General features: G+C 41.6%; 26 protein-coding genes and 2 rRNA genes (1 of these 28 only partly in view). 26 read left to right on the forward strand and 2 right to left on the reverse strand.

The window, feature by feature from the left end:
* The 3 genes from NSS60_RS00170 to NSS60_RS00180 form a co-directional block, all read left to right on the forward strand.
* Positions 1-1,778, forward strand: a 23S ribosomal RNA gene (locus tag NSS60_RS00170); it begins 1,149 nt to the left of the window's first position.
* A 203-nt stretch (positions 1,779-1,981) separates the two neighbouring features.
* Positions 1,982-2,098: ribosomal RNA gene (rrf, locus tag NSS60_RS00175) — 5S ribosomal RNA — on the forward strand.
* A gap of 117 nt (positions 2,099-2,215) precedes the next feature.
* Positions 2,216-2,398, forward strand: a complete 183-nt coding sequence (locus NSS60_RS00180; RefSeq protein WP_004888500.1) for a sigma factor G inhibitor Gin — start codon at positions 2,216-2,218, stop codon at positions 2,396-2,398.
* 72 nt (positions 2,399-2,470) lie between these two features.
* On the opposite strand, the gene NSS60_RS00185 is transcribed toward NSS60_RS00180, so the two are convergent.
* The gene (locus tag NSS60_RS00185; RefSeq protein WP_088223411.1) at positions 2,471-3,349 is read right to left on the reverse strand and encodes an IS982 family transposase; all 879 of its coding nucleotides are present in this window, start codon (positions 3,347-3,349) and stop codon (positions 2,471-2,473) included.
* 141 nt (positions 3,350-3,490) lie between these two features.
* Here NSS60_RS00185 and NSS60_RS00190 point away from each other — a divergent pair, with 141 nt between their 5' ends.
* From NSS60_RS00190 to rsmI, 7 genes are read left to right on the forward strand one after another with little or no spacing between them, the layout of a single operon-like run.
* Positions 3,491-4,915: an aminotransferase class I/II-fold pyridoxal phosphate-dependent enzyme gene (locus NSS60_RS00190; RefSeq protein WP_064220573.1), complete on the forward strand. Its 1,425-nt coding sequence runs from the start codon at positions 3,491-3,493 to the stop codon at positions 4,913-4,915.
* 1 nt (position 4,916) lies between these two features.
* Positions 4,917-5,546, forward strand: coding sequence for a dTMP kinase (gene tmk, locus NSS60_RS00195; RefSeq protein ID WP_004888504.1), 630 nt, complete (start codon positions 4,917-4,919; stop codon positions 5,544-5,546).
* Positions 5,547-5,556: 10 nt separating this feature from the next.
* The gene (holB, locus tag NSS60_RS00200) at positions 5,557-6,555 is read left to right on the forward strand and encodes a DNA polymerase III subunit delta' (RefSeq protein ID WP_064220572.1); all 999 of its coding nucleotides are present in this window, start codon (positions 5,557-5,559) and stop codon (positions 6,553-6,555) included.
* Entirely contained in the window at positions 6,548-7,375 is an 828-nt protein-coding gene (locus NSS60_RS00205; protein WP_064220571.1) for a PSP1 domain-containing protein, read from the forward strand. Before holB ends, NSS60_RS00205 begins: the two co-directional genes overlap by 8 nt.
* 15 nt (positions 7,376-7,390) lie before the next feature.
* Positions 7,391-7,738 carry a DNA replication initiation control protein YabA gene (gene yabA / locus NSS60_RS00210; RefSeq protein ID WP_064220570.1) on the forward strand — a complete coding sequence of 116 codons (348 nt, stop codon included), beginning with the start codon at positions 7,391-7,393 and terminating at the stop codon, positions 7,736-7,738.
* A gap of 54 nt (positions 7,739-7,792) precedes the next feature.
* The gene (locus NSS60_RS00215) at positions 7,793-8,527 is read left to right on the forward strand and encodes a tRNA1(Val) (adenine(37)-N6)-methyltransferase (protein ID WP_340720586.1); all 735 of its coding nucleotides are present in this window, start codon (positions 7,793-7,795) and stop codon (positions 8,525-8,527) included.
* A gap of 6 nt (positions 8,528-8,533) precedes the next feature.
* A complete protein-coding gene (gene rsmI, locus NSS60_RS00220) occupies positions 8,534-9,400 on the forward strand; it encodes a 16S rRNA (cytidine(1402)-2'-O)-methyltransferase (RefSeq protein ID WP_004888513.1) in 867 nt (288 codons plus the stop codon).
* Between the two features lie 36 nt (positions 9,401-9,436).
* On the opposite strand, the gene NSS60_RS00225 is transcribed toward rsmI, so the two are convergent.
* Positions 9,437-9,721 carry an AbrB/MazE/SpoVT family DNA-binding domain-containing protein gene (locus NSS60_RS00225; RefSeq protein ID WP_004888514.1) on the reverse strand — a complete coding sequence of 95 codons (285 nt, stop codon included), beginning with the start codon at positions 9,719-9,721 and terminating at the stop codon, positions 9,437-9,439.
* A gap of 495 nt (positions 9,722-10,216) precedes the next feature.
* Here NSS60_RS00225 and metG point away from each other — a divergent pair, with 495 nt between their 5' ends.
* The 16 genes from metG (at position 10,217) to NSS60_RS00305 (ending at position 24,143) form a co-directional block, all read left to right on the forward strand.
* Positions 10,217-12,166: a methionine--tRNA ligase gene (metG, locus tag NSS60_RS00230; protein WP_004888515.1), complete on the forward strand. Its 1,950-nt coding sequence runs from the start codon at positions 10,217-10,219 to the stop codon at positions 12,164-12,166.
* A gap of 116 nt (positions 12,167-12,282) precedes the next feature.
* A complete protein-coding gene (locus tag NSS60_RS00235) occupies positions 12,283-13,050 on the forward strand; it encodes a TatD family hydrolase (protein ID WP_004888517.1) in 768 nt (255 codons plus the stop codon).
* Between the two features lie 204 nt (positions 13,051-13,254).
* The gene (locus tag NSS60_RS00240; RefSeq protein WP_004888519.1) at positions 13,255-14,448 is read left to right on the forward strand and encodes a G5 and 3D domain-containing protein; all 1,194 of its coding nucleotides are present in this window, start codon (positions 13,255-13,257) and stop codon (positions 14,446-14,448) included.
* Positions 14,449-14,508: 60 nt separating this feature from the next.
* Positions 14,509-15,081 (forward strand): ribonuclease M5, encoded by a 573-nt coding sequence (rnmV, locus tag NSS60_RS00245; protein ID WP_004888520.1) that lies wholly within the window; start codon positions 14,509-14,511, stop codon positions 15,079-15,081.
* Entirely contained in the window at positions 15,074-15,961 is an 888-nt protein-coding gene (rsmA, locus tag NSS60_RS00250) for a 16S rRNA (adenine(1518)-N(6)/adenine(1519)-N(6))-dimethyltransferase RsmA (RefSeq protein WP_004888522.1), read from the forward strand. Before rnmV ends, rsmA begins: the two co-directional genes overlap by 8 nt.
* Positions 15,962-15,999: 38 nt before the next feature.
* Positions 16,000-16,914 (forward strand): sporulation peptidase YabG, encoded by a 915-nt coding sequence (yabG, locus tag NSS60_RS00255; RefSeq protein WP_051035123.1) that lies wholly within the window; start codon positions 16,000-16,002, stop codon positions 16,912-16,914.
* A gap of 199 nt (positions 16,915-17,113) precedes the next feature.
* A complete protein-coding gene (gene veg, locus NSS60_RS00260) occupies positions 17,114-17,383 on the forward strand; it encodes a biofilm formation stimulator Veg (protein WP_004888526.1) in 270 nt (89 codons plus the stop codon).
* A 127-nt stretch (positions 17,384-17,510) separates the two neighbouring features.
* On the forward strand, positions 17,511-18,377 hold the full coding sequence (gene ispE, locus NSS60_RS00265) for a 4-(cytidine 5'-diphospho)-2-C-methyl-D-erythritol kinase (RefSeq protein ID WP_004888528.1): 867 nt from the start codon (positions 17,511-17,513) through the stop codon (positions 18,375-18,377).
* Positions 18,378-18,392: 15 nt separating this feature from the next.
* Positions 18,393-19,217 carry a pur operon repressor gene (gene purR, locus NSS60_RS00270; RefSeq protein WP_004888529.1) on the forward strand — a complete coding sequence of 275 codons (825 nt, stop codon included), beginning with the start codon at positions 18,393-18,395 and terminating at the stop codon, positions 19,215-19,217.
* A 33-nt stretch (positions 19,218-19,250) separates the two neighbouring features.
* Positions 19,251-19,631, forward strand: coding sequence for a RidA family protein (locus NSS60_RS00275; RefSeq protein WP_004888532.1), 381 nt, complete (start codon positions 19,251-19,253; stop codon positions 19,629-19,631).
* A gap of 89 nt (positions 19,632-19,720) precedes the next feature.
* Positions 19,721-20,011: a septation regulator SpoVG gene (spoVG, locus tag NSS60_RS00280; protein WP_003398210.1), complete on the forward strand. Its 291-nt coding sequence runs from the start codon at positions 19,721-19,723 to the stop codon at positions 20,009-20,011.
* Between the two features lie 187 nt (positions 20,012-20,198).
* A complete protein-coding gene (gene glmU / locus NSS60_RS00285; RefSeq protein WP_004888534.1) occupies positions 20,199-21,575 on the forward strand; it encodes a bifunctional UDP-N-acetylglucosamine diphosphorylase/glucosamine-1-phosphate N-acetyltransferase GlmU in 1,377 nt (458 codons plus the stop codon).
* Positions 21,576-21,592: 17 nt separating this feature from the next.
* The gene (locus NSS60_RS00290; protein WP_004888535.1) at positions 21,593-22,543 is read left to right on the forward strand and encodes a ribose-phosphate diphosphokinase; all 951 of its coding nucleotides are present in this window, start codon (positions 21,593-21,595) and stop codon (positions 22,541-22,543) included.
* Between the two features lie 56 nt (positions 22,544-22,599).
* On the forward strand, positions 22,600-23,235 hold the full coding sequence (locus NSS60_RS00295) for a 50S ribosomal protein L25/general stress protein Ctc (RefSeq protein WP_004888537.1): 636 nt from the start codon (positions 22,600-22,602) through the stop codon (positions 23,233-23,235).
* Positions 23,236-23,282: 47 nt separating this feature from the next.
* Positions 23,283-23,846, forward strand: coding sequence for an aminoacyl-tRNA hydrolase (gene pth, locus NSS60_RS00300; RefSeq protein ID WP_004888541.1), 564 nt, complete (start codon positions 23,283-23,285; stop codon positions 23,844-23,846).
* 66 nt (positions 23,847-23,912) lie between these two features.
* Entirely contained in the window at positions 23,913-24,143 is a 231-nt protein-coding gene (locus tag NSS60_RS00305) for an anti-sigma-F factor Fin family protein (protein WP_004888543.1), read from the forward strand.
* Positions 24,144-24,152 lie beyond the last annotated feature (9 nt).

The following is a 24,152-nucleotide window of genomic DNA, read 5'->3' on the forward strand; positions in this document are numbered from 1 at the left end:
GGTCGAGTGACTCTGCGCCGAAAATGTACCGGGGCTAAACGTACCACCGAAGCTGTGGGACGATTTACGTCGTCGGTAGGGGAGCGTTCTAAGGGCGTCGAAGCTAGACCGGAAGGACTAGTGGAGCGCTTAGAAGTGAGAATGCCGGTGTGAGTAGCGAAAACAGAGGTGAGAATCCTCTGCACCGAAAGCCTAAGGTTTCCTGAGGAAGGCTCGTCCGCTCAGGGTTAGTCGGGACCTAAGCCGAGGCCGAAAGGCGTAGGCGATGGACAACAGGTTGATATTCCTGTACCACCTCCTCACCGTTTGAGCAATGGGGGGGACGCAGGAGGATAGGGTCAGCGCGCGACTGGTTGTGCGCGTCCAAGCAGTTAGGTGCCTCAAGTAGGCAAATCCGCTTGAGTAGGCTGAGCTGTGATGGCGAGGGAAATAAAGTACCGAAGTGCCTGATTCCACACTGCCAAGAAAAGCCTCTAGCGAGGTGAGAGGTGCCCGTACCGCAAACCGACACAGGTAGGCGAGGAGAGAATCCTAAGGTGCGCGGGAGAACTCTCGTTAAGGAACTCGGCAAAATGACCCCGTAACTTCGGGAGAAGGGGTGCTCCCTCGGGTGAATAGCCCAGGGGAGCCGCAGTGAAAAGGCCCAAGCGACTGTTTATCAAAAACACAGGTCTCTGCGAAGCCGTAAGGCGAAGTATAGGGGCTGACACCTGCCCGGTGCTGGAAGGTTAAGGGGAGCGCTTAGCGCAAGCGAAGGTGCGAACCGAAGCCCCAGTAAACGGCGGCCGTAACTATAACGGTCCTAAGGTAGCGAAATTCCTTGTCGGGTAAGTTCCGACCCGCACGAAAGGTGTAACGACTTGGGCACTGTCTCAACGAGAGACCCGGTGAAATCATAGTACCTGTGAAGATGCAGGTTACCCGCGACAGGACGGAAAGACCCCGTGGAGCTTTACTGCAGCCTGATATTGAATGTTGGTGCGACATGTACAGCATAGGTGGGAGACTGAGAAGCCTGGACGCCAGTCTAGGTGGAGTCGCCGTTGGGATACCACCCTTGTCGTACTGAGATTCTAACCCGCACCCCTGATCGGGGTGGGAGACAGTGTCAGGTGGGCAGTTTGACTGGGGCGGTCGCCTCCCAAAGCGTAACGGAGGCGCCCAAAGGTTCCCTCAGAATGGTTGGAAATCATTCGAAGAGTGTAAAGGCAGAAGGGAGCTTGACTGCGAGACCTACAAGTCGAGCAGGGACGAAAGTCGGGCTTAGTGATCCGGTGGTTCCGAATGGAAGGGCCATCGCTCAACGGATAAAAGCTACCCCGGGGATAACAGGCTTATCTCCCCCAAGAGTCCACATCGACGGGGAGGTTTGGCACCTCGATGTCGGCTCATCGCATCCTGGGGCTGTAGTCGGTCCCAAGGGTTGGGCTGTTCGCCCATTAAAGCGGTACGCGAGCTGGGTTCAGAACGTCGTGAGACAGTTCGGTCCCTATCCGTCGCGGGCGTAGGAAATTTGAGAGGAGCTGTCCTTAGTACGAGAGGACCGGGATGGACGCACCGCTGGTGTACCAGTTGTCCCGCCAGGGGCACAGCTGGGTAGCTATGTGCGGAAGGGATAAGCGCTGAAAGCATCTAAGCGTGAAGCCCCCCTCAAGATGAGATTTCCCATCGCGTCAAGCGAGTAAGATCCCTTGAAGATGACAAGGTAGATAGGTCCGAGGTGGAAGCGTGGCGACACGTGCAGCTGACGGATACTAATCGATCGAGGACTTAACTAAGCACACAAGAAAAGCGTAGAACGGTCCTTGGCGAAGCCAAGGAAACGTCCGACGGAGCCGAGAGCTTTTGACGAAGACGTGCTTGCACGTCGAACGGAAAAAGCGAAGGCGTAGGAGGATGTTAGTTCGAAGCTAGACAGTAAGAAAAGCTCAGGAGACTGTTCTGTTATCTAGTTTTGAAGGAATTATCCTTCAATATATTGCTCGGTGACGATGGCGGAGAGGTCACACCCGTTCCCATCCCGAACACGGAAGTTAAGCTCTCCAGCGCCGATGGTAGTTGGCGGGACACCGCCTGCGAGAGTAGGACGTTGCCGGGCAAGAAAAGACCAAGACAAAATTTGTCTTGGTCTTTTTTTACTCCCGCACCAAATGCTTTTTTCTGAGTATATTGTTATATGAAACTGGGAAAACTGTTAGCGGGAGGTGGAGAATAAATGTCTTATCAAAAAGCTTGTATTATATGTGATGAGCAAAATAAAAAAGGAATGCATGTTTTTCATCATTTCATATGTATGGATTGTCACAACGATCTCGTTCAAACAGAAACAAATGAGGAGAAATACAAATTTTATGTCGATCGTCTAAGAAAAATTAGAGAGAATAAAATATATTCATAACGAAAGGCCCCTACTATGATTAGGGCCTGTTTTATTTTAATATATAGATATACCCGTGGTGCTAGTTGAGCGCTAGCGCTCAACTAGCCCAAGTGTTACAAGTGAATACACCAACAATATGCCATCTAGTGCTACTTCAAATCCCGCAATCGAATTCGCACGAATGTCTGTGATACGATACTGGTCAACGAGGACAGAGAACACCGTTTCAATGACTTTCCGTTTTTGTTTGAGCCATTTCTCCCATGATTCAGATGGGCGGTGTTTCTGATTTTTGCGAGATGGAGTCCAAAAAGCGATTTGGTACGCTTCATACAACTTTTTTTGCAATTCGCTACTGATAAATCCTTTATCACCCAAATTAAAAGGATGAGGAATTTGGGTCATGACGGTTTCCGCTGCGGTTCGATCGTGACAGGACGCCTCCGTTACCACGTATCCCATGGGCAGTCCTTGGTCGGTCACTTGAAGATGAAGCTTAAACCCATAGTACCACTGCTGTTTCGACGCACAAAGCCCGATGTCCGCGATCCCTTGGAATCGTTTGACACGGTACATTCTTGCGGCATGGCACAACTCGAGTGGCATACTATCTACGACTGCATAGGCGTGGTGCTGCCCACGTTTGGCTAGCTCATGGCGAATCCATTTGATCGCAAAGCGTAGCGCTCGACAACGACGATTGTAGCGAGAACGTTCGAGAAAATGTCCATCCGTAAACAAGTTCCCAGTCACAAAGCGATGCCATGCACGTTCGGAAGAGAAGCCAAGCAGCTTCCCTAAAAGATGAATAGCAATGATTACCGCATCTTCTTGTTTCACCAAATGACGATTGCGACGTTGCAAATACATTTGAATCGATGGCAGTTGAGCAGAAACAAAGAAAAAAATGGCTGCATATTGTTTTTGAATCTTTGCTTGATCTGTAGTAAAATGAAAGTGCTCTTGCATGGGAATTCTCCTTTCGAATGTTGGTTGGCACTTCCATTCTACAGGACATCCACAAGCAAGGGCTATTTTTATGCTTACTCGAGTTTATCTAGCACCACGGGTATAGATATATAAATTAAACTTGTGAGGATGCGAAGAAAGATGGATCAGACGAAGACACCTCTATATACGCTTTTATGTGAACATGCCTCTAAAAAACCAATCTCTTTTCATGTGCCAGGACATAAATACGGAGCTGTTTTTTACGAGGAGGCTCTTTCTTCCTTTTTATCATTGTTACATTTAGATGTAACAGAGCTTTCCCATCTAGACGACTTACATCATCCAACCGGGGCGATTGAACAAGCACAACAATTAGCTGCAAAGTTGTATGGTGCAAAACGTACATATTTTTTAGTGAACGGTTCTACCGCTGGCAACTTGGCAATGATTGCGGCAGCATGTGTACAAAATAAAAAAGTGATTGTGCAACGTAATTGTCATAAATCCATTTTACATGCGCTACATCTTGTTGGGGCAACACCGATTTTTATCTCTCCAGAATTTGATGAAGATGTTCAAGTCATGTCTTTCGTGTCTTTTGAAACAATTTCTCATATGTTGCGCAAGCATCCAGATGCGGCTGCACTTATTTTAACAAATCCAAACTATTACGGCATGGCTATTGATTTAACACCAATCATTCATTTGGCACATTCTTATCGAATCCCTGTTTTAGTTGATGAGGCACATGGTGCTCATTTTGTGCTCGGAGAACCTTTTCCAAAATCGGCGGTTGAGTGTGGGGCGGACGTTGTTGTACAATCAGCCCATAAAACGCTCCCAGCTATGACTATGGGGTCTTTTCTACATTTTAATAGCGAACTGGTCGATGAACGTGCGTTAAAATACTTTTTGCAAGTTTTCCAAACAAGTAGCCCGTCTTATCCGATCATGGCTTCACTTGATTTGGCACGCGCTTATGTAGCACGACAAACGCGTGAAACGATTGATGAAATAATTGCCCAAATTCAATTATTTAAACAAGAATTGCGAACAATTGAGGCGATTCATGTTGTGGAATCACGACATCCGCTTATCCGAACAGACTTATTAAAAATTACGTTGCAAACACGTAGCGCACATTCAGGATATGAGTTACAACAGTTATTAGAAATGAATGGGATATTCACGGAGATGGCTGATCCGTATAACGTATTACTTGTCTATCCGCTTGCGAAAATGAAACAACTCCCAGACGTTACGGAGCGTATAAAACGCGCGTTGCAATCCATTCGTCGTGAGCCGCAAAATGAACGGGTACAAATTCAGTTACCGAAACATTGTCAAGCAGTAAGTTATGAATGGACGAAAGGTCGCCAAACAAAAAAAATTTTGCTTCACGATGCAATCGGATGTGTTTGTGCTCAAATGGTTGTCCCTTATCCACCTGGGATTCCTATTTTACTTATCGGAGAAATTGTGACAAGGCAACATATTGAGATCATTCAGTATTTGAAGAAAACGGATGCCTATTTTCAAACAGATATAGACGGAGATTACATCGAAGTGTTTCAGGAGGTATGAGATGAGCTATTTATTTTTTTCATTTGAAGGTCCAGAGGGGGCAGGGAAAACAACGATCGTCCGCATGTTAAAGGATTATTTGAGCGAACAACATGTTGATGTTGTAGCGACACGTGAGCCAGGTGGAATCGACATTGCCGAGCAAATTCGTGCAGTTATTTTGCATCCTAATAACGAACGAATGGATGCGCGGACAGAAGCTTTGCTTTATGCTGCGGCAAGGCGACAACATTTAGTTGAAAAAGTGATTCCTGCGTTGAAAGATGGGAAAGTCGTTCTTTGTGATCGCTTTATTGACAGTTCTTTAGCTTATCAAGGTGTAGCGCGCGGTTTAGGGATAGATGAGATATTAGCTATTAATGCATTCGCTATTGAGAATTGGATGCCTACATTAACAATTTATTTTGATATTGATCCATCGCTTGGATTAGCGCGCATTCGCGAAAATGGATTGCGGGAAGTGAATCGACTTGATTTAGAGGAATTATCGTTTCATGAACAAGTGCGCAAAGGGTATATGGTGCTATTAGACCGTTTTCCAAATCGGATAAAAAAAGTGGACGCTACTCAACCGATAACAAAAGTGTTTGAGGACGTATGGGCACTAATTGAGCCTTTAATAAGAAAGTGAGAGGATTTTTATGTCTTGGAAAACACTTGAAATGAATCAACCGCATGTAGCGAAAACGATCGCCAATAGCATAAGAAAAGGAAGAGTGGCCCATGCCTATTTGTTTAAAGGACAAAAAGGGACGGGGAAGAAGGAAGCAGCTCTTTTATTTGCGAAGCGTCTGTTTTGTTTGACACATGTGCACGATGAGCCTTGTGAAATATGTGTCAACTGTCGACGAATTGAATCTGGTAATCATCCGGATGTTCATCTCGTTATCCCAGATGGAAACTCCATTAAAAAGCAACAAATTGAGCAATTGCAAGAGGAGTTTACAAAAACAGCTGTCGAATCGAGTCGTAAATTATATATTATTGAACATGCTGATCAAATGACTGTTCAAGCAGCCAACAGTTTGCTGAAATTTTTAGAGGAACCATCAGCAAAAACGGTGGCAATTTTGTTAACGGAGCAATTTCATCGCATACTTCCGACCATTGTTTCGCGTTGCCAAGTTGTTTCATTCCATCCGTTGTCAACGGAGCGAATATATGCTTATTTACAACAAAAAGGTGTAGCGCGGGAGTTAGCGATATTAGCTGCAAGAGTAACGAACAATGTGGAAGAAGCATATCAATTAAGTCAAGATGATTGGTTTGCACAAGCACGAAAAATAGTGATACAATTATATGAAGCATTAAACAAGCAATATGTCCAAGCATTGCTCGTTATTCAGCAACATTGGCTGACTCATTTTACGAATAAAGAGCAAATGAATATAGGATTGGACTTGTTATTATATTTATATAAAGACTTACTATATGTCATACTCGGTGAAAAACAACAAATTGCATACGATGATTGCATAAGCGAATTCCAGCGGTCGCGTTTTCTCTATTCTGAAAAGCAAATTGCTCAACATATGAAAGCAATTTTACAAGCAAAAGCGCGGTTGCATACGAATATGAATCCGCAGCTTTTAATGGAACAGTTAGTATTGCAGTTGCGGGAGGGATCTGCGTTTGTATGAAGTTGTAGGTGTTCGTTTTAAAAAAGCGGGAAAGATTTATTATTTCGACCCGGGGGATTTACCCATTTCAAATGGTGATTATGTTATTGTTGAAACTGTTCGCGGTGTTGAATTTGGGAAGGTTGTTGTAGCTAAAAAGCAAGTCGACGAAAAAGATATTGTTTTGCCGTTGAAAAAAGTAATTCGCCTAGCTGATCAAAAAGATAAGCTTGTTGTAGAAGAAAATAAAAAAGCAGCGGAAGAAGCATACGATATTTGCTTGAAAAAAGTAGAAGAGCATAGATTAGAAATGAAGCTCGTCGATGTGGAGTATACATTTGATCGTAATAAAATCGTTTTTTATTTTACTGCTGATGGACGAGTCGATTTTCGCGAGCTTGTTAAAGATTTAGCTGCTATTTTCCGCACTAGAATTGAGTTAAGACAAATCGGCGTACGAGATGAAGCGAAAATGTTAGGTGGAATCGGTCCATGTGGACGTATGCTTTGTTGTTCGACGTTTTTAGGTGACTTTGATCCTGTTTCTATAAAAATGGCAAAAGATCAAAATTTATCATTAAATCCGACAAAAATATCAGGATTATGTGGTCGATTAATGTGTTGTTTAAAATATGAAAACGACGAATACGAAACAGCGAAAGAACAGTTGCCGGATTTAGGGGAAATGATCGAAACGCCTCTTGGACTAGGGAAAGTTGTTGGTTTGAACATTTTAGAACGAGTGTTACAAGTGGAGTTAGTGGAAAAAGATCGGGTAGTTGAGTATACGATTGATGAATTAATAAAAGAAAAAGTTCTTCCTACTCAAGCCACAGAGTGATGGGGTGGATGGCGCGTGAATAAAAAAGAGATTTTCCAATCTGTAACGAGTATCGAGGAGCAAATTGCTCATTTATACAAGCAGCTCGGTGAGTTAAAAAGTTATCTTGGAGAGTTAATCGAAGAAAATCATCGCCTCCAAGTTGAAAATGACCATTTGCGTAGACGGCTCGAGCAGCTGTCTGAGCGAAAAATTGAACAAGGCAAAAAACAGACGAAAGCGAAGTTAGTCGATATAGGCGAAGGGTATGATAATTTAGCTCGCTTGTATCAAGAGGGATTTCATATTTGCAACGTACATTACGGAAGTTTACGGACCGATGGAGATTGTTTGTTTTGCTTGTCATTTTTAAATAAAAAATAGCCTTTCTGACAAATGGTCTGGAAGGCTATTTTGTTGTAGAAAGAGGGAGTTTACATGTTGCGTGGAGATGAACGACTGGACTACTTACTAGCAGAAGATATGAGAATTATCCAAAGTCCATCCGTGTTTGCTTTTTCATTAGATGCTGTATTGTTAGCGAATTTTGTATACGTTCCGATTCAAAAAGGAAATTTAGTTGATTTATGTACAGGCAACGGAGTGATCCCGCTGTTGTTAAGTAAACGGACGAAAGGAAAAATTATTGGTGTAGAAATTCAAGAGAAGATTTATGATATGGCGAAACGAAGCGTGCAATATAACGAATTAGAAAAGCAAATTGAAATCATTCATGGGGATATTAAACATATGCCTGCTTATCTTGGACATAGTAAATTTGACGTTGTGACGTGCAACCCTCCTTATTTTCCAACGCCAAACGAAGAAGAAATCAATAAAAATGAACATTTTGCCATTGCGCGTCATGAAATTTACTGTACGTTAGAAGATGTCATTCGCGTTAGCAGTCAATTGCTCAAACAAGGTGGAAAAGCTGCTTTTGTTCATCGACCGGAGCGGTTATTAGATATCGTGACATTAATGAGACAATACCGTTTAGAGCCGAAGCGTTTACGTTTTGTTTATCCGAAGGAAGGGAAAGAAGCGAATACCATTTTAATTGAAGGAATGAAAGACGGAAATAAAGGATTAAAAATATTACCGCCGCTCTTTGTATATGAACAAAATGGCGAGTATACAGGCGAGTTAAAACATATTTTATACGGGGAATGAGATGGGATGAACGAGCAAAAAAGTTTTATTGAAGAAGATGGAAAAGGGATTTTGTACATTGTTCCAACACCAATTGGAAATTTAGAAGATATGACGTTGCGTGCGATTGAAACGTTACGAACGGTCGATTTCATCGCGGCTGAAGATACACGCCAAACGAAAAAGTTACTGAATCATTTCGACATTCATACGCCGCTTGTGAGTTACCATGAGCATAATAAACAAGCACGAGGAGAGCATATTATTGCTTCTCTACTGGAAGGTAAGCATGTTGCTTTAGTGAGCGATGCAGGGACGCCAACGATTTCCGATCCTGGCCACGAGCTCGTTGTTGAAGCGCTACATGCACAATGTAAAGTTGTCCCTCTTCCTGGTGCAAATGCGGCGGTTACGGCGTTAACAGCTTCTGGACTACCGACGAATCATTTTTATTTTTACGGATTTTTATCACGACATAAAAAAGAAAAGAAGAAAGAACTCGAACGATTAAAACATATAAAAGATACGCTTATTTTTTATGAGGCACCGCATCGTCTCCAAGAAACGTTAACGATCATGCATCATATATTCGGAAATCGAAAAATGGCTCTAGCACGTGAATTAACAAAAAAATTCGAACAGTTTATTCGTGGAACGATTGAAGAAGTGATGCATTGGGCAGAACATCATGAAGTGCGCGGAGAGTTTTGCCTTCTTGTGGAAGGGAATCATATGCCAGATGAACAATCAGTATGGTGGGATGATTTAACGATTGTGGAACATGTCAACTATTACATAGAGGCAAAGCAATACACTTCGAAAGAAGCGATTAAACAAGTAGCAAAAGATCGACAATTGCCGAAACGGGATGTGTACGACGCGTACCATAAGTAAGAAAAAAGTTTCTCTAGAAAAAACTAGAGAAACTTTTTATTTTGATTGTTGAAGAAGGCTTTGAATTTCTTGTAATAATACTTCTGCGCCTTCTTTGCTTAAAATGATTTTTCCGTCTGCAAGTTTGAAGTTGTCGTCAGATACTTCCCCAGTTACTACACAAGTCATATTTGGCTTGTATTTTTTCAAAATGATGCGCTCATCGTCTACATAAATTTCTAACGCATCTTTTTCCGCGATACCTAATGTACGGCGCAATTCAATTGGAATAACTACACGACCTAATTCATCTACTTTACGAACAATACCTGTTGATTTCATACTGTTCTCCTCTCCTTCTTTCATCTTTTTTTCGTCAATATTCGACAAAATCTCTATGGATTTATCATAACAACTTTTCCATTATGCGTCAATCCTTTTATATGCAATAATAAAAAAAAAATGTATGATTTACATGTCGTTGCATATAAAATTCGACAAAATGATAGTTGAAATGACAAAATCCAAACGATTTGACAATAGATGCATAACAGTTTTTAACTACTTTTCAAGACGATACAAACATTATTATAAATATTATTCGACAAAATTCGGCATGAATTCGACAAAAATATCGCTATTTTTTCGACAAAATTCGACAAATGTGTATTGGTTGTCGACAAGACGATGTCGAATAGTTGACAGCGCTCTCTATTTTTATGTATATTTTTTTGAGATAAGAGGAATAGATGTATTGATCGAGAATACAAGTATGCAATCGCTCTCGTCCTTTGGGCGAGAGCGTTTCTACTACACGTGCGACAAGGAGGGGTACAAGTGACGAAAAAGACGTTTTATATTACTACACCTATTTATTATCCGAGTGATAAATTACATATCGGTCATGCGTATACGACGGTAGCTGGCGATGCAATGGCGAGATATAAACGGATGCGTGGCTACGACGTCATGTATTTAACAGGAACGGATGAACATGGCCAAAAAATTCAGCGAAAAGCGGAAGAAAAAGGAGTTACTCCACAACAGTATGTCGACGAAATTGTTGCAGGCATTAAAGAATTATGGAAGAAGCTTGATATTTCTTATGACGATTTTATTCGTACGACGGAGCAGCGTCATAAACAAGTGGTTGAAAAAATTTTTGCTCGCCTTTTAGAACAAGGAGATATTTATTTGGATGAATATGAAGGATGGTATTGCACCCCTTGTGAATCGTTTTACACGGAACGACAGCTAGTTGAAGGAAATTGTCCAGACTGTGGGCGTTCTGTAGAAAAAGTAAAAGAACAATCGTACTTTTTCCGTATGAGCAAATATGTTGATCGTTTATTGGCGTTTTATGAAGAAAATCCGCAATTTATTCAGCCAGAATCGCGTAAAAACGAAATGATCAACAATTTCATCAAGCCAGGATTAGAAGACTTAGCCGTATCACGGACGACGTTCGACTGGGGTATTCCTGTTCCTGGAGATCCGAAACATGTCATTTATGTATGGATTGATGCGTTGTCCAACTACATTACTGCGCTAGGATATGGAACGGAAAATGACGAAAAATACAAAACGTATTGGCCGGCCGATGTCCATCTTGTTGGAAAGGAAATTGTTCGTTTCCATACGATTTATTGGCCAATTATGTTGATGGCGCTAGATCTTCCGCTTCCGAAAAAAGTGTTTGCACATGGCTGGTTGCTTATGAAAGACGGAAAAATGTCGAAATCGAAAGGAAATGTTGTCGATCCCGTTACGTTAATTGACCGATATGGGTTGGATGCGTTACGTTACTATTTGCTTCGTGAAGTGCCGTTTGGCTCAGATGGTGTGTTTACACCAGAAGGTTTTGTTGAACGCATTAACTACGATTTAGCGAATGATTTAGGGAACTTATTAAATCGGACGGTAGCGATGATCGAAAAATATTTTGCTGGTCGTGTTCCTGTATATAGCGGAACGCACACATCGTTTGATGAACAGCTTGTGCAAATGGCATATGATACGGTGACACAATATGAAGAGGCGATGGAGCAAATGCAATTTTCGCAAGCTCTAGCTGCCGTTTGGCAACTCATTAGTCGCACGAACAAATATATTGATGAAACACAACCATGGGTACTAGCGAAAGACGAAACAGCGCGTGAACAGTTAGCTTCTGTCATGTCACATTTAGCGGAGTCGCTTCGTTATGTAGCTGTTTTATTGCAGCCGTTTTTGACCACAACGCCAAAACGGATGTTTGCTCAACTAGGCATTCAAGATGAAAAGCTGATGGGCTGGGACAGCTTACAAACGTTTGGTGCTTCACAACATGAGCGAATGGTTGAAAAAGGAGCACCGCTGTTTCCTCGTTTAGACGTTCAAGAGGAAGTGCAATACATTCAATCACAGATGAAGGGGACAGTAGCAAATACAGAAGAAAAACAAGAACAAAACGAGGAAACAAGTGAAGAAATTACAATTGACGATTTTATGAAAGTTGATTTGCGTGTCGCACAAGTGATTCACGCTGAACCAATTCCAAAAGCCGATCGCTTACTTAAACTGCAACTTGATTTAGGATATGAAAAACGTCAAGTTGTATCAGGTATTGCGAAATATTACAAACCAGAGGACTTAATTGGGAAAAAAGTGATTTGTGTGACGAATTTAAAACCTGTCAAACTGCGTGGAGAATTATCACAGGGTATGATTTTAGCAGGAGAAAAAGATGGTGTATTATCGTTGGCGACAGTAGACGAGTCGCTTCCAAATGGTGCAAAAGTGAAGTAAAGAGGTGTTGCGAAAACACCTCTTTGTTTCTATTTTGTAACGTAATTGTTATATGGCTGTGATTTATGTAACGAGATTGTGTGGTAAACTGAACATCGGAAGAAAAGAGGGGTTATATGTTATTTGATACACATGCACATTTAAATGCTACACAATTTAACGAAGATGTTGAACAAGTTATCGAACGAGCACGTGCAGAAGGTGTGTCACATATTGTTGTTGTCGGATTTGATCGTCCAACTATCGAGCGAGCAATGGAGTTAGCTGATCAATATTCCTTTATTTACGCAGCTGTCGGATGGCATCCTGTTGATGCGATTCATATGACTGATGACGATCTTATGATGATTGAGCAGCTAGCAGCGCATCCGAAAGTGGTGGCGCTCGGTGAGATGGGGCTTGATTATTATTGGGATCAGTCGCCGAAAGAAGTACAAAAAGAAGTATTTCGAAAGCAAATTCGTTTAGCTAAAAAAGTGAAGTTGCCGATTATTATACATAATCGCGATGCGACAGCTGATATTGTTCATATTTTACAGGAAGAGCAAGCGGCAGAAGTCGGTGGCGTGATGCATTGTTTTACTGGTAGTGTAGAAGTGGCGCACCAATGCATCGATATGAATTTTTATATTTCGTTTGGTGGTCCTGTTACGTTTAAAAATGCAAAAAAACCGAAAGAAGTAGCAAAAGAAATTCCGCTTGATCGGCTACTTATTGAAACGGACTGTCCGTATTTAACGCCGCATCCGTTTCGCGGAAAACGAAACGAACCAAGCTATGTAAAGTATGTTGCCGAAGCGATCGCTGAATTAAAAGGGTTATCTTTTGAAGAAGTTGCTCAAAAAACGTCCGACAACGCCAAGCGATTATTCGGCATTATGTGATAGAGAAACGTGTCGATTTCTAGGAAGGCTTGTCTAAAGAAAAGATGAAACGAGATCGTTCTACAACTTTTCCTACAAGCATACAATAAGCTTGTCGACAAGTCTTTCTTCCCTTATGAAAGAATATTTTGAATAATAGATAATAAGTTTCATAGAGAGGGAGGGTCGTCACGGTCATCTATCGGAAAAGGAGGCGTTTTTATTTTGATTACGTATGTAAAAAAATTATTGCAATCAACATCAAAGAAAAAAATTGCGCTAGCTACAGGAGGATTTCTAGTATTATCAGGAATGACAGGATATGCTAGCTATGAATGGACAAAAGAAACGGTTACGTTATATACAAACGGAAAAGAGCAAAAAGTACGTACCCATGCCAACACAGTCGCTGAGTTATTAAAAGAACAAAACATTAAGCTAAAAGAAGAAGATTTTATTTCTCCCTCACCGCAAACAAAAATTGTTAATCATTTAACTGTTAAGTGGGAAGCGAGTAAGCCGATTGTACTCATTGTTGATGGGGTAGAAAAGAAGTTAAGGACGACGGCTAAAACGGTGAAGGATGTGTTACATGTTCAACAAATTCAGCTCCGTGAGCATGATCAAGTATTACCGAACGTCGATGAAAAAGTGAAAGAAAACATGAAAATTGTTGTAAGCAAAGCATTCCCGATTACATTAAATGACGGCGGCAAACAGCAACAAGTTTGGTCTACTTCGACTACGGTCGCTGACTTTTTAGCTAAACAACACATTACATTGCGGGAGCTGGATCGCGTTCAACCAAAATTGAATGAAATGATTCAACCAAACACAAAAATAAACATTGTTCGAGTTGAAAAAGTCACCGATGTAGTGGAAGAACCGGTAAATTATACAGTTGTGAAAAAGAAAGACGCACAATTGGAAAAAGGCGAGCAAAAGGTAATTAGCGAAGGCGAAAAAGGGCTTGTCGCCAAGCAGTACGAAGTCATCTTGGAAAACGGAAAAGAAGTATCGCGTAAATTAATTAAAACAGAGACAATTAAACCGAGCAAAAATCGTATTGTTGCGATTGGAACAAAGCCAGTTGCCAAAATATTAGCCTCGCGTGGAAGTGGGGAAGTGTCCGAAGAACTTTACGTGATCGCTACAGCGTATACAGCATATTGCACAGGATGTTCTGGAACGACAGCAACGGGAATTAATTTGCGTGCCAATCCAAACGCAAAAGTAATTGCTGTTGATCCACGCGTTATTCCGCTCGGAACGAAAGTATACGTAGAGGGGTACGGATATGCAGTTGCGGCCGACACAGGGAAAAATGTAAAGGGATATAAAATCGATTTATTTTTCCCTGATAAATCAACTGCATATCGCTGGGGCACGAAACGTGTGAAAATAAAAATTATAAAATAACACAGAGGATTTCACGATCCTCTGTTTTTTTCGTTATAATGGGTGAAGAACACATGAGAGATGGAGGATTTTATGAAAATTAAGGAAATTATCGTGGTTGAAGGGCGCGATGATACCGTAGCGATTCGTCGGGCGGTAGATGCTGATACGATTGAAACGAACGGTGCAGCCATTAATGATGAAACAATCGAACGCATTCGTTTAGCTCAACAACAGCGTGGAGTCATTATTTTTACCGATCCGGATTATCCGGGTGAAAAAATTCGTAAAACAATTGCTGAACGTGTGCCGGGATGCAAACATGCCTTTTTAACGCGTGAAGAAGCGCGGGGAAAGCACGGAAAAGGTCTCGGTGTTGAGCACGCTTCGATTGAAGCGATTCGCACAGCGCTATTAAGTGTGTACGAAGAAATGATTGATCCGAAAGAAGAAATTTCATTTCAACAGCTTGTCGATGCCGGATTAATCGGTGGTCCATTCGCACGAGCTCGCCGTGAGCGGTTAGGTCAATTATTAAAAATTGGTTATACAAACGGAAAACAGCTGCATAAACGGTTACAAATGTTTCAAATTTCAAAAGAACAATTTATAGAAGCGATGAAGCAAGTAATGCAGGAGGAAGAACATGTATAAAGATATTGCTACACCGACCCGTACAAAAGAAATTTTAGAGAAGTATGGTTTTTCGTTCAAAAAAAGTTTAGGTCAAAATTTTTTAATTGAGCCGAATGTTTTACACCGCATTGTTGATTTCGCCCAACTTTCTGAACGAACAGGTGTTATTGAAATTGGACCGGGAATCGGGGCGCTTACGGAGCAACTAGCGCGGCGAGCAAAAAAAGTGGTCGCATTTGAAATTGATCAACGGCTTCTTCCCATTTTAGCAGATACGCTTTCCCCATATACGAATGTATCAATCATTCACGAAGATATATTAAAAGCAGACGTACAACAAGTGATAGCGGAACAGTTCACAGATGTTGATGATATTATGGTTGTTGCCAACTTGCCGTATTACGTCACGACCCCAATTATTATGAAGTTGTTGACTGGTCGTTTACCTATTCGCGGTATGGTCGTTATGTTACAAAAAGAGGTAGCTGATCGTATGGCTGCGAAACCAGGGACAAAAGATTACGGCTCCTTGACGATTGCTGTGCAATATTATACGCATGCTGAAACGGTGATGCATGTGCCGAGAACGGTATTTGTGCCAAAGCCAAATGTCGATTCTGCCGTTATTCGCTTATTGAAACGAGAGCAACCTGCCGTTTCTGTCTCGAATGAAGATTTTTTCTTTGCTGTCGTTCGTGCGAGTTTTGGACAGCGGCGGAAAACGATTTTAAATAATTTACTGAACCAATTGCCAAACGGCAAGGAGAAAAAAGAACAGATTGAAAATGCGCTCGCGAATGCTGGTATTGATCCGAAACGTAGAGGAGAGACGCTCGCCATTGCTGAGTTCGCTACATTAAGCGAACAATTATATCCCATTTTTTATCAAGAGGCTTAATGCCTCTTTTTTTTACACGTTCTATCCTTTCGTCGCATATGTTACAAACAAAACAAACGAAAGGGCGAGTGTGTGTGATTCAAGTGGGAGATATTGTTGCACGAAAATCGTATGAATGTGATATTTTGTTTCGGGTTATTGATATAAAAGAAAAAGAAGGGGAAAAAGAAGCCATTTTATATGGGGAGGATGTTCGTCTTATAGCCGATGCTCCGTTTTCTGATTTAGTTGTTATTGACGAGCGGGAAAAAAAGAGAAGAAAAGAAGAAGAAAAGCGGCATATTGAGCAGTGCTATAAATTGTTGCGTCAAGATTATCGGGCGCTACGGGAAAAAAGTGAATATGATGCGACAGGCGGATATGAAGTGAAAATGGATTTTTTCCAATTACCGGGACGTGTGCTTCATATAGATGGCGACCCGCTTTATTTACGTAAATGCATGCAACTGTATGAACGAATCGGGGTCCCGGTATATGGTGTTCATTGTCATGAAACAGATATGCCCGATCGTATTATTCCACTACTTGAACAAGTGCGTCCAGATATTTTAGTTGTAACGGGACATGATGCATATTCGAAATCGAAAGGATCGGTAGATGATTTAAGGGCGTATCGTCATTCGAAATATTTTGTCCAAACAGTGAAGCAGGCACGCAAAAAAATTCCGAATCTCGATCAACTTGTCATTTTTGCTGGGGCGTGTCAATCTCATTTTGAATCGCTTATTCGAGCAGGTGCGAACTTCGCAAGCTCTCCTGCACGCGTCAATATTCATGCTCTCGATCCTGTATATATTGTCTCACGCGTTAGTTTCACTCCTTTTATGGACCGCATTAACGTATGGGACGTATTAAGAAATACATTGACAGGGGAAAAGGGGCTCGGTGGTGTTGAGACGCGCGGTGTTTTGCGGACAGGGATGCCTTTTCGGACGATGGATGAGCAAACATAAACAAAAAATCTCTTGTCTTTTTGCCGTAGTGGTAAAAAGACAAGTTTTGTTTTTTAACACTTTTTGTACATAGTTTTTTCTTTATTTGTTCATAATAAAAACAAAAGTATTGACATTTAATATTTTTTGTTGATATAATTCTTGTTTTTTGACTTATCTTTTTTCATTTGTTATACTATGTAATAGTGAGGTGGATACGATGGGAAAAACATTGTCGGAAATTAAAAAAGTGTTGGATTCGAATCTCGGTAAAAGATTGACGTTAAAAGCGAACGGTGGGCGTCGAAAGACAATCGAGCGTTGCGGCGTGTTAGCGCAAACATATCCGTCCGTATTTGTCGTTGAACTTGATCAAGAAGAAAACGCTTTTGAACGTGTATCATATAGTTATGCAGACGTGTTGACGGAAACAGTACAACTTACATTTTTAGATGACGAACAAGTAGCGATGAGCAGCTCACATTCATGACGGCTAAGGAGGCGACCAATATCGGTGGTCTCTTTTTTTGTGGCCATTGAAAAGGTTCGTATTTGTTCACTATTTTTTGTGGTAAAATGTCGATAGGAGTTTGAAGTCGGAAAAGTAGGTGAACAGTTTGAGGTTGTTAGTGAAAGCACCAGCGAAAATTAATTTATCACTCGACGTATTACATAAGCGCCCAGACGGCTACCATGAAGTAAAAATGGTGATGACGACGATTGATTTAGCTGATCGTGTCGAGTTAATGGATTTGTATAGCGATACGATCCAAATTATTTCGCACAATCGCTTCGTGCCGGATGATGAACGCAATTTAGCATATCAAGCTGCTAAATTGTTGAAGGAGAAAGTGGGTGTTCGTCGAGGGGTAGCGATTTCTATTACGAAGTATATTCCCGTTGCGGCGGGTCTTGCAGGTGGAAGCAGCGATGCCGCTGCAACGTTGCGAGGATTAAATAAGCTGTGGGGGTTAGGGTTGAGTTTAGACGAACTTGCCGAAATTGGGGCGGAGATTGGCTCGGACGTTCCGTTTTGCGTATATGGAGGAACAGCGATCGCAACGGGACGGGGAGAGAAAATTGAGCATATTCCTGCTCCTCCACCAAGTTGGGTCATTTTAGCGAAGCCAACGATCGGTGTGTCAACTGCGGATGTATATCGGAATTTAAACTTGCAATCCGTCGATCATCCAGACGTAGACGGAATGGTTGCTGCGATTAGAGAAAAAGATTATGAGAAAATTTGTGCGCTCGCTGGAAACGTATTAGAAAGTGTCACGCTAAACATGTATCCTGAAGTCGCGCAAATTAAGGAACAAATGAGACGTTTTGGTGCAGATGTCTCATTAATGAGCGGAAGCGGACCGACCGTGTTTGGTCTTGTTCAACATGATTCGCGGTTACAACGTGTATATAATGGTTTGCGAGGTTTTTGCGAACACGTATATGCTGTTCGATTAATTGGAGAAAGACATGAACAATAAAGGAGGAGTTATTGTATGAAATTAAGGCGAAGTAGTCGGCTTGTCGATATGACACACTATTTGCTTTATCATCCACACCAGCTTGTTCCGCTTACTTTTTTTGCGGAACGATACGGATCAGCGAAATCGTCGATTAGCGAAGATTTGGCTATTATTAAGCAAACGTTTGAACAGCAAGGAATCGGTTTGTTGCGTACGCTTCCTGGGGCGGCCGGTGGGGTGCAATACGTACCGAAAATGTCAGAAACGGAAGCGAAACAATTTATTCAGCAACTATGTACAAGCTTGGCGGATCCCGATCGGCTATTGCCAGGGGGCTATTTGTATATGACAGATTTGCTTGGCGATACACGTATCGTCAACCAAATTGGTCGCTTATATGCTTCTGCGTTTGCCCATGAACATATTGATTTTGTTGTGACAGTTGCAACAAAAGGAATTCCTTTAGCCTACGCTGTTGCAAGCTTTTTAAATGTACCTGTCGTCATTATTCGCCGCGACAGCAAAGTGACAGAAGGTTCGATGGTCAGCATCAATTACGTATCAGGCTCTTCAAAACGTATTCAAACGATGGTGCTATCGAAGCGAAGTTTAACAGAAGGAGCGAATGTCTTAATTATCGATGATTTTATGAAAGCGGGCGGAACAATCAACGGCATGATTAGTTTGCTCGCAGAATTCCGCGCAAACGTTGTTGGGATTGGTGTGCTTGTCGAGTCGGAAGAAGCAGAAGAACGACTCGTTGATGAATATGTTTCACTCGTTAAACTAACATCTGTCAATGTAAAAGAAAAACAAATTACAGTAGAAGAAGGAAATTACTTTCATTTTGTCAAATAAGTAAAATGATTTTTACATACAGGGGGAATAGACATGAAAGTTGTACACACAAATCAAGCTCCACAAGCGATTGGACCGTACTCTCAAGGCATTATTGTGAACAACATGTTTTACAGTTCTGGACAAATTGCTTTAACTCCTGAAGGAGAAATGGTGCAAGGGGATATTCAAGCACAAACGCATCAAGTATTCAAAAATTTGCAAGCGGTGCTTGAAGCAGCAGGAGCGTCTTTAGAAACTGTTGTAAAAACAACGGTGTTTTTAAAAGACATGAACGATTTTGCGGCGATGAATGAAGTATATGGTCAATATTTCCGCGATCATAAACCAGCGCGTTCCGCTGTTGAAGTGGCTCGTTTGCCAAAAGATGCGTTAATTGAAATTGAAGTCGTTGCCCTTGTTAAACAATCGTAAAAAAAATTTTCTAAAGTTAGCAGGAAAATAAAAAACGACGTGGAATAAATTCGATTAAGTTCTTATATAGGGAAAAGGTGGTGAACAGAATGGAAGTAACTGACGTGAGATTACGCCGCGTGAATACCGAAGGACGTATGAGAGCGATTGCCTCGATCACGTTGGATCATGAATTTGTTGTTCATGATATTCGTGTCATTGAAGGCAATAACGGCTTGTTTGTCGCTATGCCAAGCAAGCGTACTCCTGACGGGGAATTCCGTGACATCGCTCATCCAATTAACTCAACAACCCGCGGGAAAATCCAAGAAGCTGTTTTAGCTGAATATCACCGTGCTGGTGAGTTGGAAAAAGAGCTTGAAGAAGCAGGCGCTTCGTAATAAATAAGAAAGAGGACCCTTTCGCTTAAAAAGGGTCCTTTTTATATGGAAAATGATGTTTATCCTATTCGTAAAGAATATATGATGAAAATGATGAATTTTTTTGGTAGATGACAATGTTTCCTTGAAATACATACATAATTGATATATATTCAATATGGATAAAGAGAGGTATGGAGGCCTTACGATGAGACGATATGCGATCATTTTAGCGGCTGGACAGGGGACGCGCATGCGTTCAAAGCTGTATAAAGTGTTGCACCCTGTCTGTGGAAAGCCGATGGTACAACATGTAGTGGATGCAATTTCTATGTTACATGTAGATCGACTAATTACAGTTGTTGGTTTTGGAGCAGAACGAGTAAAAGAACAACTCGGCAGTCAAAGTGAGTACGTCATTCAAGAACAACAGCTTGGGACGGCACATGCTGTTTTGCAAGCAGCACCTCATTTAGCTGATAAAGATGGTGTGACTCTCGTTGTTTGTGGAGATACGCCATTGATCACCTCAGAAACGATGGAAGCGCTTTTACAACATCATTTACAAACAAAAGCGAAAGCAACGATTTTAACCGCCCTTGCAGAAGATCCAACAGGATACGGTCGCATTGTCCGAAATAAAGATGGACATGTCGAAAAAATTGTAGAACATAAAGACGCAACCGAAGAAGAACGGAACATTCGAGAAATTAATACAGGGACGTATTGTTTCGATAATCGTGCATTATTTGAAGCGCTTACGAAAGTGTCAAACGACAATGCACAAGGTGAATATTATTTACCAGATGTCATCGAGATTTTGAAAAAACAAGGCGAAATCATTTCAGCATATGAAACACCGGTGTTTGAAGAAACGTTAGGTGTAAATGACCGCATTGCGCTTGCACAAGCAGAAAAAATTATGCGTGCACGCATTCATCGTAAACATATGGCAAATGGTGTGACAATCATCGATCCTGAGCATACGTATATAGGACCAGATGTGCACATTGGACAGGATACCGTCATCTATCCCGGGACATGGATTGAGGGACATACGGTGATCGGTGAAAACTGTATCATCGGACCGAATAGTGAAGTGAAAAATAGCCGTATTGGCAACGACACATCGATTCGTCATTCGGTTGTACATGATAGTGAAATAGGATCAGACGTAACCATTGGTCCATTTGCGCATATTCGTCCGCTATGTAAAATTGGTGATGATGTGAGAATCGGAAACTTCGTCGAAATCAAAAAAGCGACGTTTGGAGACGGCAGTAAAGCATCGCACTTAAGTTATATTGGGGACGCTGAAGTAGGCGCACATGTCAATATTGGTTGCGGAACCATTACAGTAAATTATGACGGTGCCAATAAATACGTGACAAAAATTGAAGATGGTGCGTTTATTGGTTGTAATTCGAACTTAATTGCTCCTGTTACGGTCGGAAGTGGAGCGTATGTAGCGGCTGGTTCCACGATTACCGATGATGTACCTAGTGAAGCTTTAGCTATCGCTCGTGCTCGACAAACAAATAAAGAAAATTATGTTGAACGTCTACAAGCGAAGAAAAAATCCTAATGGAGGTTCATTGACCCATGTCTCAGTATTTAAATTCTAATTTAAAGTTATTTTCGTTAAACTCTAATCCAATCTTAGCCCAAGAAATCGCAAAAGTGATTGGTGTTGAATTAGGAAAGTGTTCCGTTTCTCGTTTTAGTGATGGGGAAATTCAAATTAACATTGAAGAAAGTATTCGTGGATGCGATGTTTATGTTATTCAATCAACGAGCGCGCCCGTGAATGAGCATTTAATGGAGTTACTTATTATGATTGACGCATTAAAGCGAGCGTCTGCAAAAACAATTAATATCGTTATGCCATACTACGGATATGCTCGTCAAGATCGCAAAGCGCGTTCTCGTGAACCGATTACTGCGAAATTGGTTGCTAATTTATTAGAGACAGCTGGTGCTACTCGCGTGATTACGCTTGATTTACACGCACCGCAAATTCAAGGATTTTTCGATATTCCAATCGATCATTTAATGGGAGTTCCGATTTTAGCGGATTACTTTAAGGAAAAGCAACTTGATGATATTGTCATCGTTTCTCCAGATCATGGTGGCGTGACGCGTGCACGGAAAATGGCAGATCGTTTAAAAGCGCCAATTGCGATCATTGACAAGCGTCGTCCGAAACCAAATGTAGCAGAAGTGATGAACATTATTGGTAATGTACAAGGAAAAACGACGATTTTAGTGGATGATATTATTGATACAGCTGGAACAATCACTTTAGCAGCAAATGCGTTAGCTGAGTATGGGGCAAAAGAAGTGTATGCATGTTGTACGCACCCAGTTTTATCAGGTCCAGCGATTGAACGAATTCAAAATTCGAAAATTAAAGAGCTTGTTGTCACGAATACAATTGCGATTCCTGAAGAAAAGAAAACGAATAAAATTGTCGAGTTATCTGTTGCTCCTCTGATTGGTGAAGCAATTATTCGCGTACATGAAGAGCAGTCGATTAGCGCGTTGTTTGACTAATGACGTTTAGACCTTCCTATTTTAGGGGAAGCTATGAGCGATGCTAAAATAGGAAGGTGATTTCATTGTTACAACTTCAATTGCGTACAGATCATCGACGTTCTTACGTCAAACAAATGCGGAAACAAGGTCACATCCCGGCTGTGTTGTACGGGAAAACGATGAATAGCCAATCAGTTTTTGTTGATGCGGCTGAGTTTTTAAAGCAGTTGCGGGCTACAGGTGGTACAGGTCTTTTAGACGCAAAGATGAACGACAATCATATTCGTATCATCGCTCGCGATATGCAAAAACACCCGATTCGCCATGATATTATTCATATTGACTTTTTAGCTGTTGATGCAAAAACAGAAATCGATGTTCACGTTCCGATTCATCTCGTTGGTGAAGCAGCTGGCGTGAAAGATGGGGGTGTATTGCAACAAGCAATGCATCAATTGTCCATTCGGGCGCTGCCGTCAAACATCCCTCCATCCATTGATGTCGACATAACGAATTTGCAAGTAGGCGATGTTATTACAGTTTCACATATTCAAACAAACGGTGCTTATGAAATCAATCACGATCCAACAGAAGTGATCGCTTCGATTTTGCCACCAAAACAAGAAGAAGAAATTCATAGCGGTGAAGAACAAGAACCGGGGAGACCGGAATCGGAAGAAGGACGCGAAACAACACCGCGACGGACGTAGCCATTATTGGTTACGTCTTTTGCGGTATAGAGAGAAGGAGCAGGGAAATGGTAAAGCTGTTTGTTGGTTTAGGGAATCCTGGAAAAGAATATGAACAAACGAGGCATAATGTAGGGTTTATGGTGATCGATGAGCTTGCTCGTCGCTGGGGATTTACGTTCAATCAAACGAAGTTCCAAGGTATATTTGCAAGTGGCGTCATTTCAGGTGAAAAAGTCATATTATGCAAACCGCTTACATATATGAACTTATCGGGTGAATGCGTTCGACCGTTGATGGACTATTATAATATTGATGTCGACGATCTCATTGTCATTTACGACGACCTAGATTTGTCAACCGGAACGGTTCGCTTGCGTCCAAAGGGAAGCGCTGGCGGTCATAACGGAATGAAATCGCTTATTCATCATTTGAAAACAGAGCAATTTAAACGCATTCGCATCGGCATTGATCGGCCGAAAAACGGAATGAGAGTGAGTGACTACGTATTAGGGCGATGGACAGCGGAAGAGAAAATACAAATCGAACAAGCGATTAAAAAGGCAGCAGATGCATGCGAGCGATCGTTACACGTTCCGTTTGCTCAAGTGATGAACGAATTTAATAAGTAATGAATAATTCCCGACTAAATGGTTCAAAATGTATTCGATTAAAACAACCATTTGGGAGGGACGCATATGGCATTGCATTACTATTGCCGCCATTGTGGCGTAAAAATCGGGACGATCGATGCACTTGAGTTAGAGAGTGAGCAATTAGGGTTTCATCGATTAACAGAAGAAGAAAGGTTAGATATGATTCAATATCTTCCGACAGGGGAAATTTGCGTCAAGGCGATTTGCGAAGATTGCCAGGAGGCGTTGGATCGAAATCCTGATCTTCACCAATATGAAAAATTTATTCAATGATTGGCTTTG

Origin of the sequence: Anoxybacillus sp. FSL W8-0382 (assembly GCF_038003845.1) — a bacterium.
GTDB classification, from domain to species: Bacteria; Bacillota; Bacilli; order Bacillales; family Anoxybacillaceae; genus Anoxybacillus; species Anoxybacillus flavithermus_G.

Excerpts from the sequence above, each read along its gene's own strand:
- NSS60_RS00180 (WP_004888500.1), top strand. The coding sequence starts at position 2,216 with ATGTCTTATCAAAAAGCTTGTATTATATGTGATGAGCAAAATAAAAAA.
- NSS60_RS00185 (WP_088223411.1), bottom strand. The coding sequence starts at position 3,349 with ATGCAAGAGCACTTTCATTTTACTACAGATCAAGCAAAGATTCAAAAA.
- NSS60_RS00190 (WP_064220573.1), top strand. The coding sequence starts at position 3,491 with ATGGATCAGACGAAGACACCTCTATATACGCTTTTATGTGAACATGCC.
- tmk (WP_004888504.1), top strand. The coding sequence starts at position 4,917 with ATGAGCTATTTATTTTTTTCATTTGAAGGTCCAGAGGGGGCAGGGAAA.
- holB (WP_064220572.1), top strand. The coding sequence starts at position 5,557 with ATGTCTTGGAAAACACTTGAAATGAATCAACCGCATGTAGCGAAAACG.
- NSS60_RS00215 (WP_340720586.1), top strand. The coding sequence starts at position 7,793 with ATGTTGCGTGGAGATGAACGACTGGACTACTTACTAGCAGAAGATATG.
- rsmI (WP_004888513.1), top strand. The coding sequence starts at position 8,534 with ATGAACGAGCAAAAAAGTTTTATTGAAGAAGATGGAAAAGGGATTTTG.
- NSS60_RS00225 (WP_004888514.1), bottom strand. The coding sequence starts at position 9,721 with ATGAAATCAACAGGTATTGTTCGTAAAGTAGATGAATTAGGTCGTGTA.
- NSS60_RS00235 (WP_004888517.1), top strand. The coding sequence starts at position 12,283 with ATGTTATTTGATACACATGCACATTTAAATGCTACACAATTTAACGAA.
- rnmV (WP_004888520.1), top strand. The coding sequence starts at position 14,509 with ATGGAGGATTTTATGAAAATTAAGGAAATTATCGTGGTTGAAGGGCGC.
- rsmA (WP_004888522.1), top strand. The coding sequence starts at position 15,074 with ATGTATAAAGATATTGCTACACCGACCCGTACAAAAGAAATTTTAGAG.
- yabG (WP_051035123.1), top strand. The coding sequence starts at position 16,000 with ATGTTACAAACAAAACAAACGAAAGGGCGAGTGTGTGTGATTCAAGTG.
- veg (WP_004888526.1), top strand. The coding sequence starts at position 17,114 with ATGGGAAAAACATTGTCGGAAATTAAAAAAGTGTTGGATTCGAATCTC.
- purR (WP_004888529.1), top strand. The coding sequence starts at position 18,393 with ATGAAATTAAGGCGAAGTAGTCGGCTTGTCGATATGACACACTATTTG.
- NSS60_RS00275 (WP_004888532.1), top strand. The coding sequence starts at position 19,251 with ATGAAAGTTGTACACACAAATCAAGCTCCACAAGCGATTGGACCGTAC.
- spoVG (WP_003398210.1), top strand. The coding sequence starts at position 19,721 with ATGGAAGTAACTGACGTGAGATTACGCCGCGTGAATACCGAAGGACGT.
- glmU (WP_004888534.1), top strand. The coding sequence starts at position 20,199 with ATGAGACGATATGCGATCATTTTAGCGGCTGGACAGGGGACGCGCATG.
- NSS60_RS00290 (WP_004888535.1), top strand. The coding sequence starts at position 21,593 with ATGTCTCAGTATTTAAATTCTAATTTAAAGTTATTTTCGTTAAACTCT.
- pth (WP_004888541.1), top strand. The coding sequence starts at position 23,283 with ATGGTAAAGCTGTTTGTTGGTTTAGGGAATCCTGGAAAAGAATATGAA.
- NSS60_RS00305 (WP_004888543.1), top strand. The coding sequence starts at position 23,913 with ATGGCATTGCATTACTATTGCCGCCATTGTGGCGTAAAAATCGGGACG.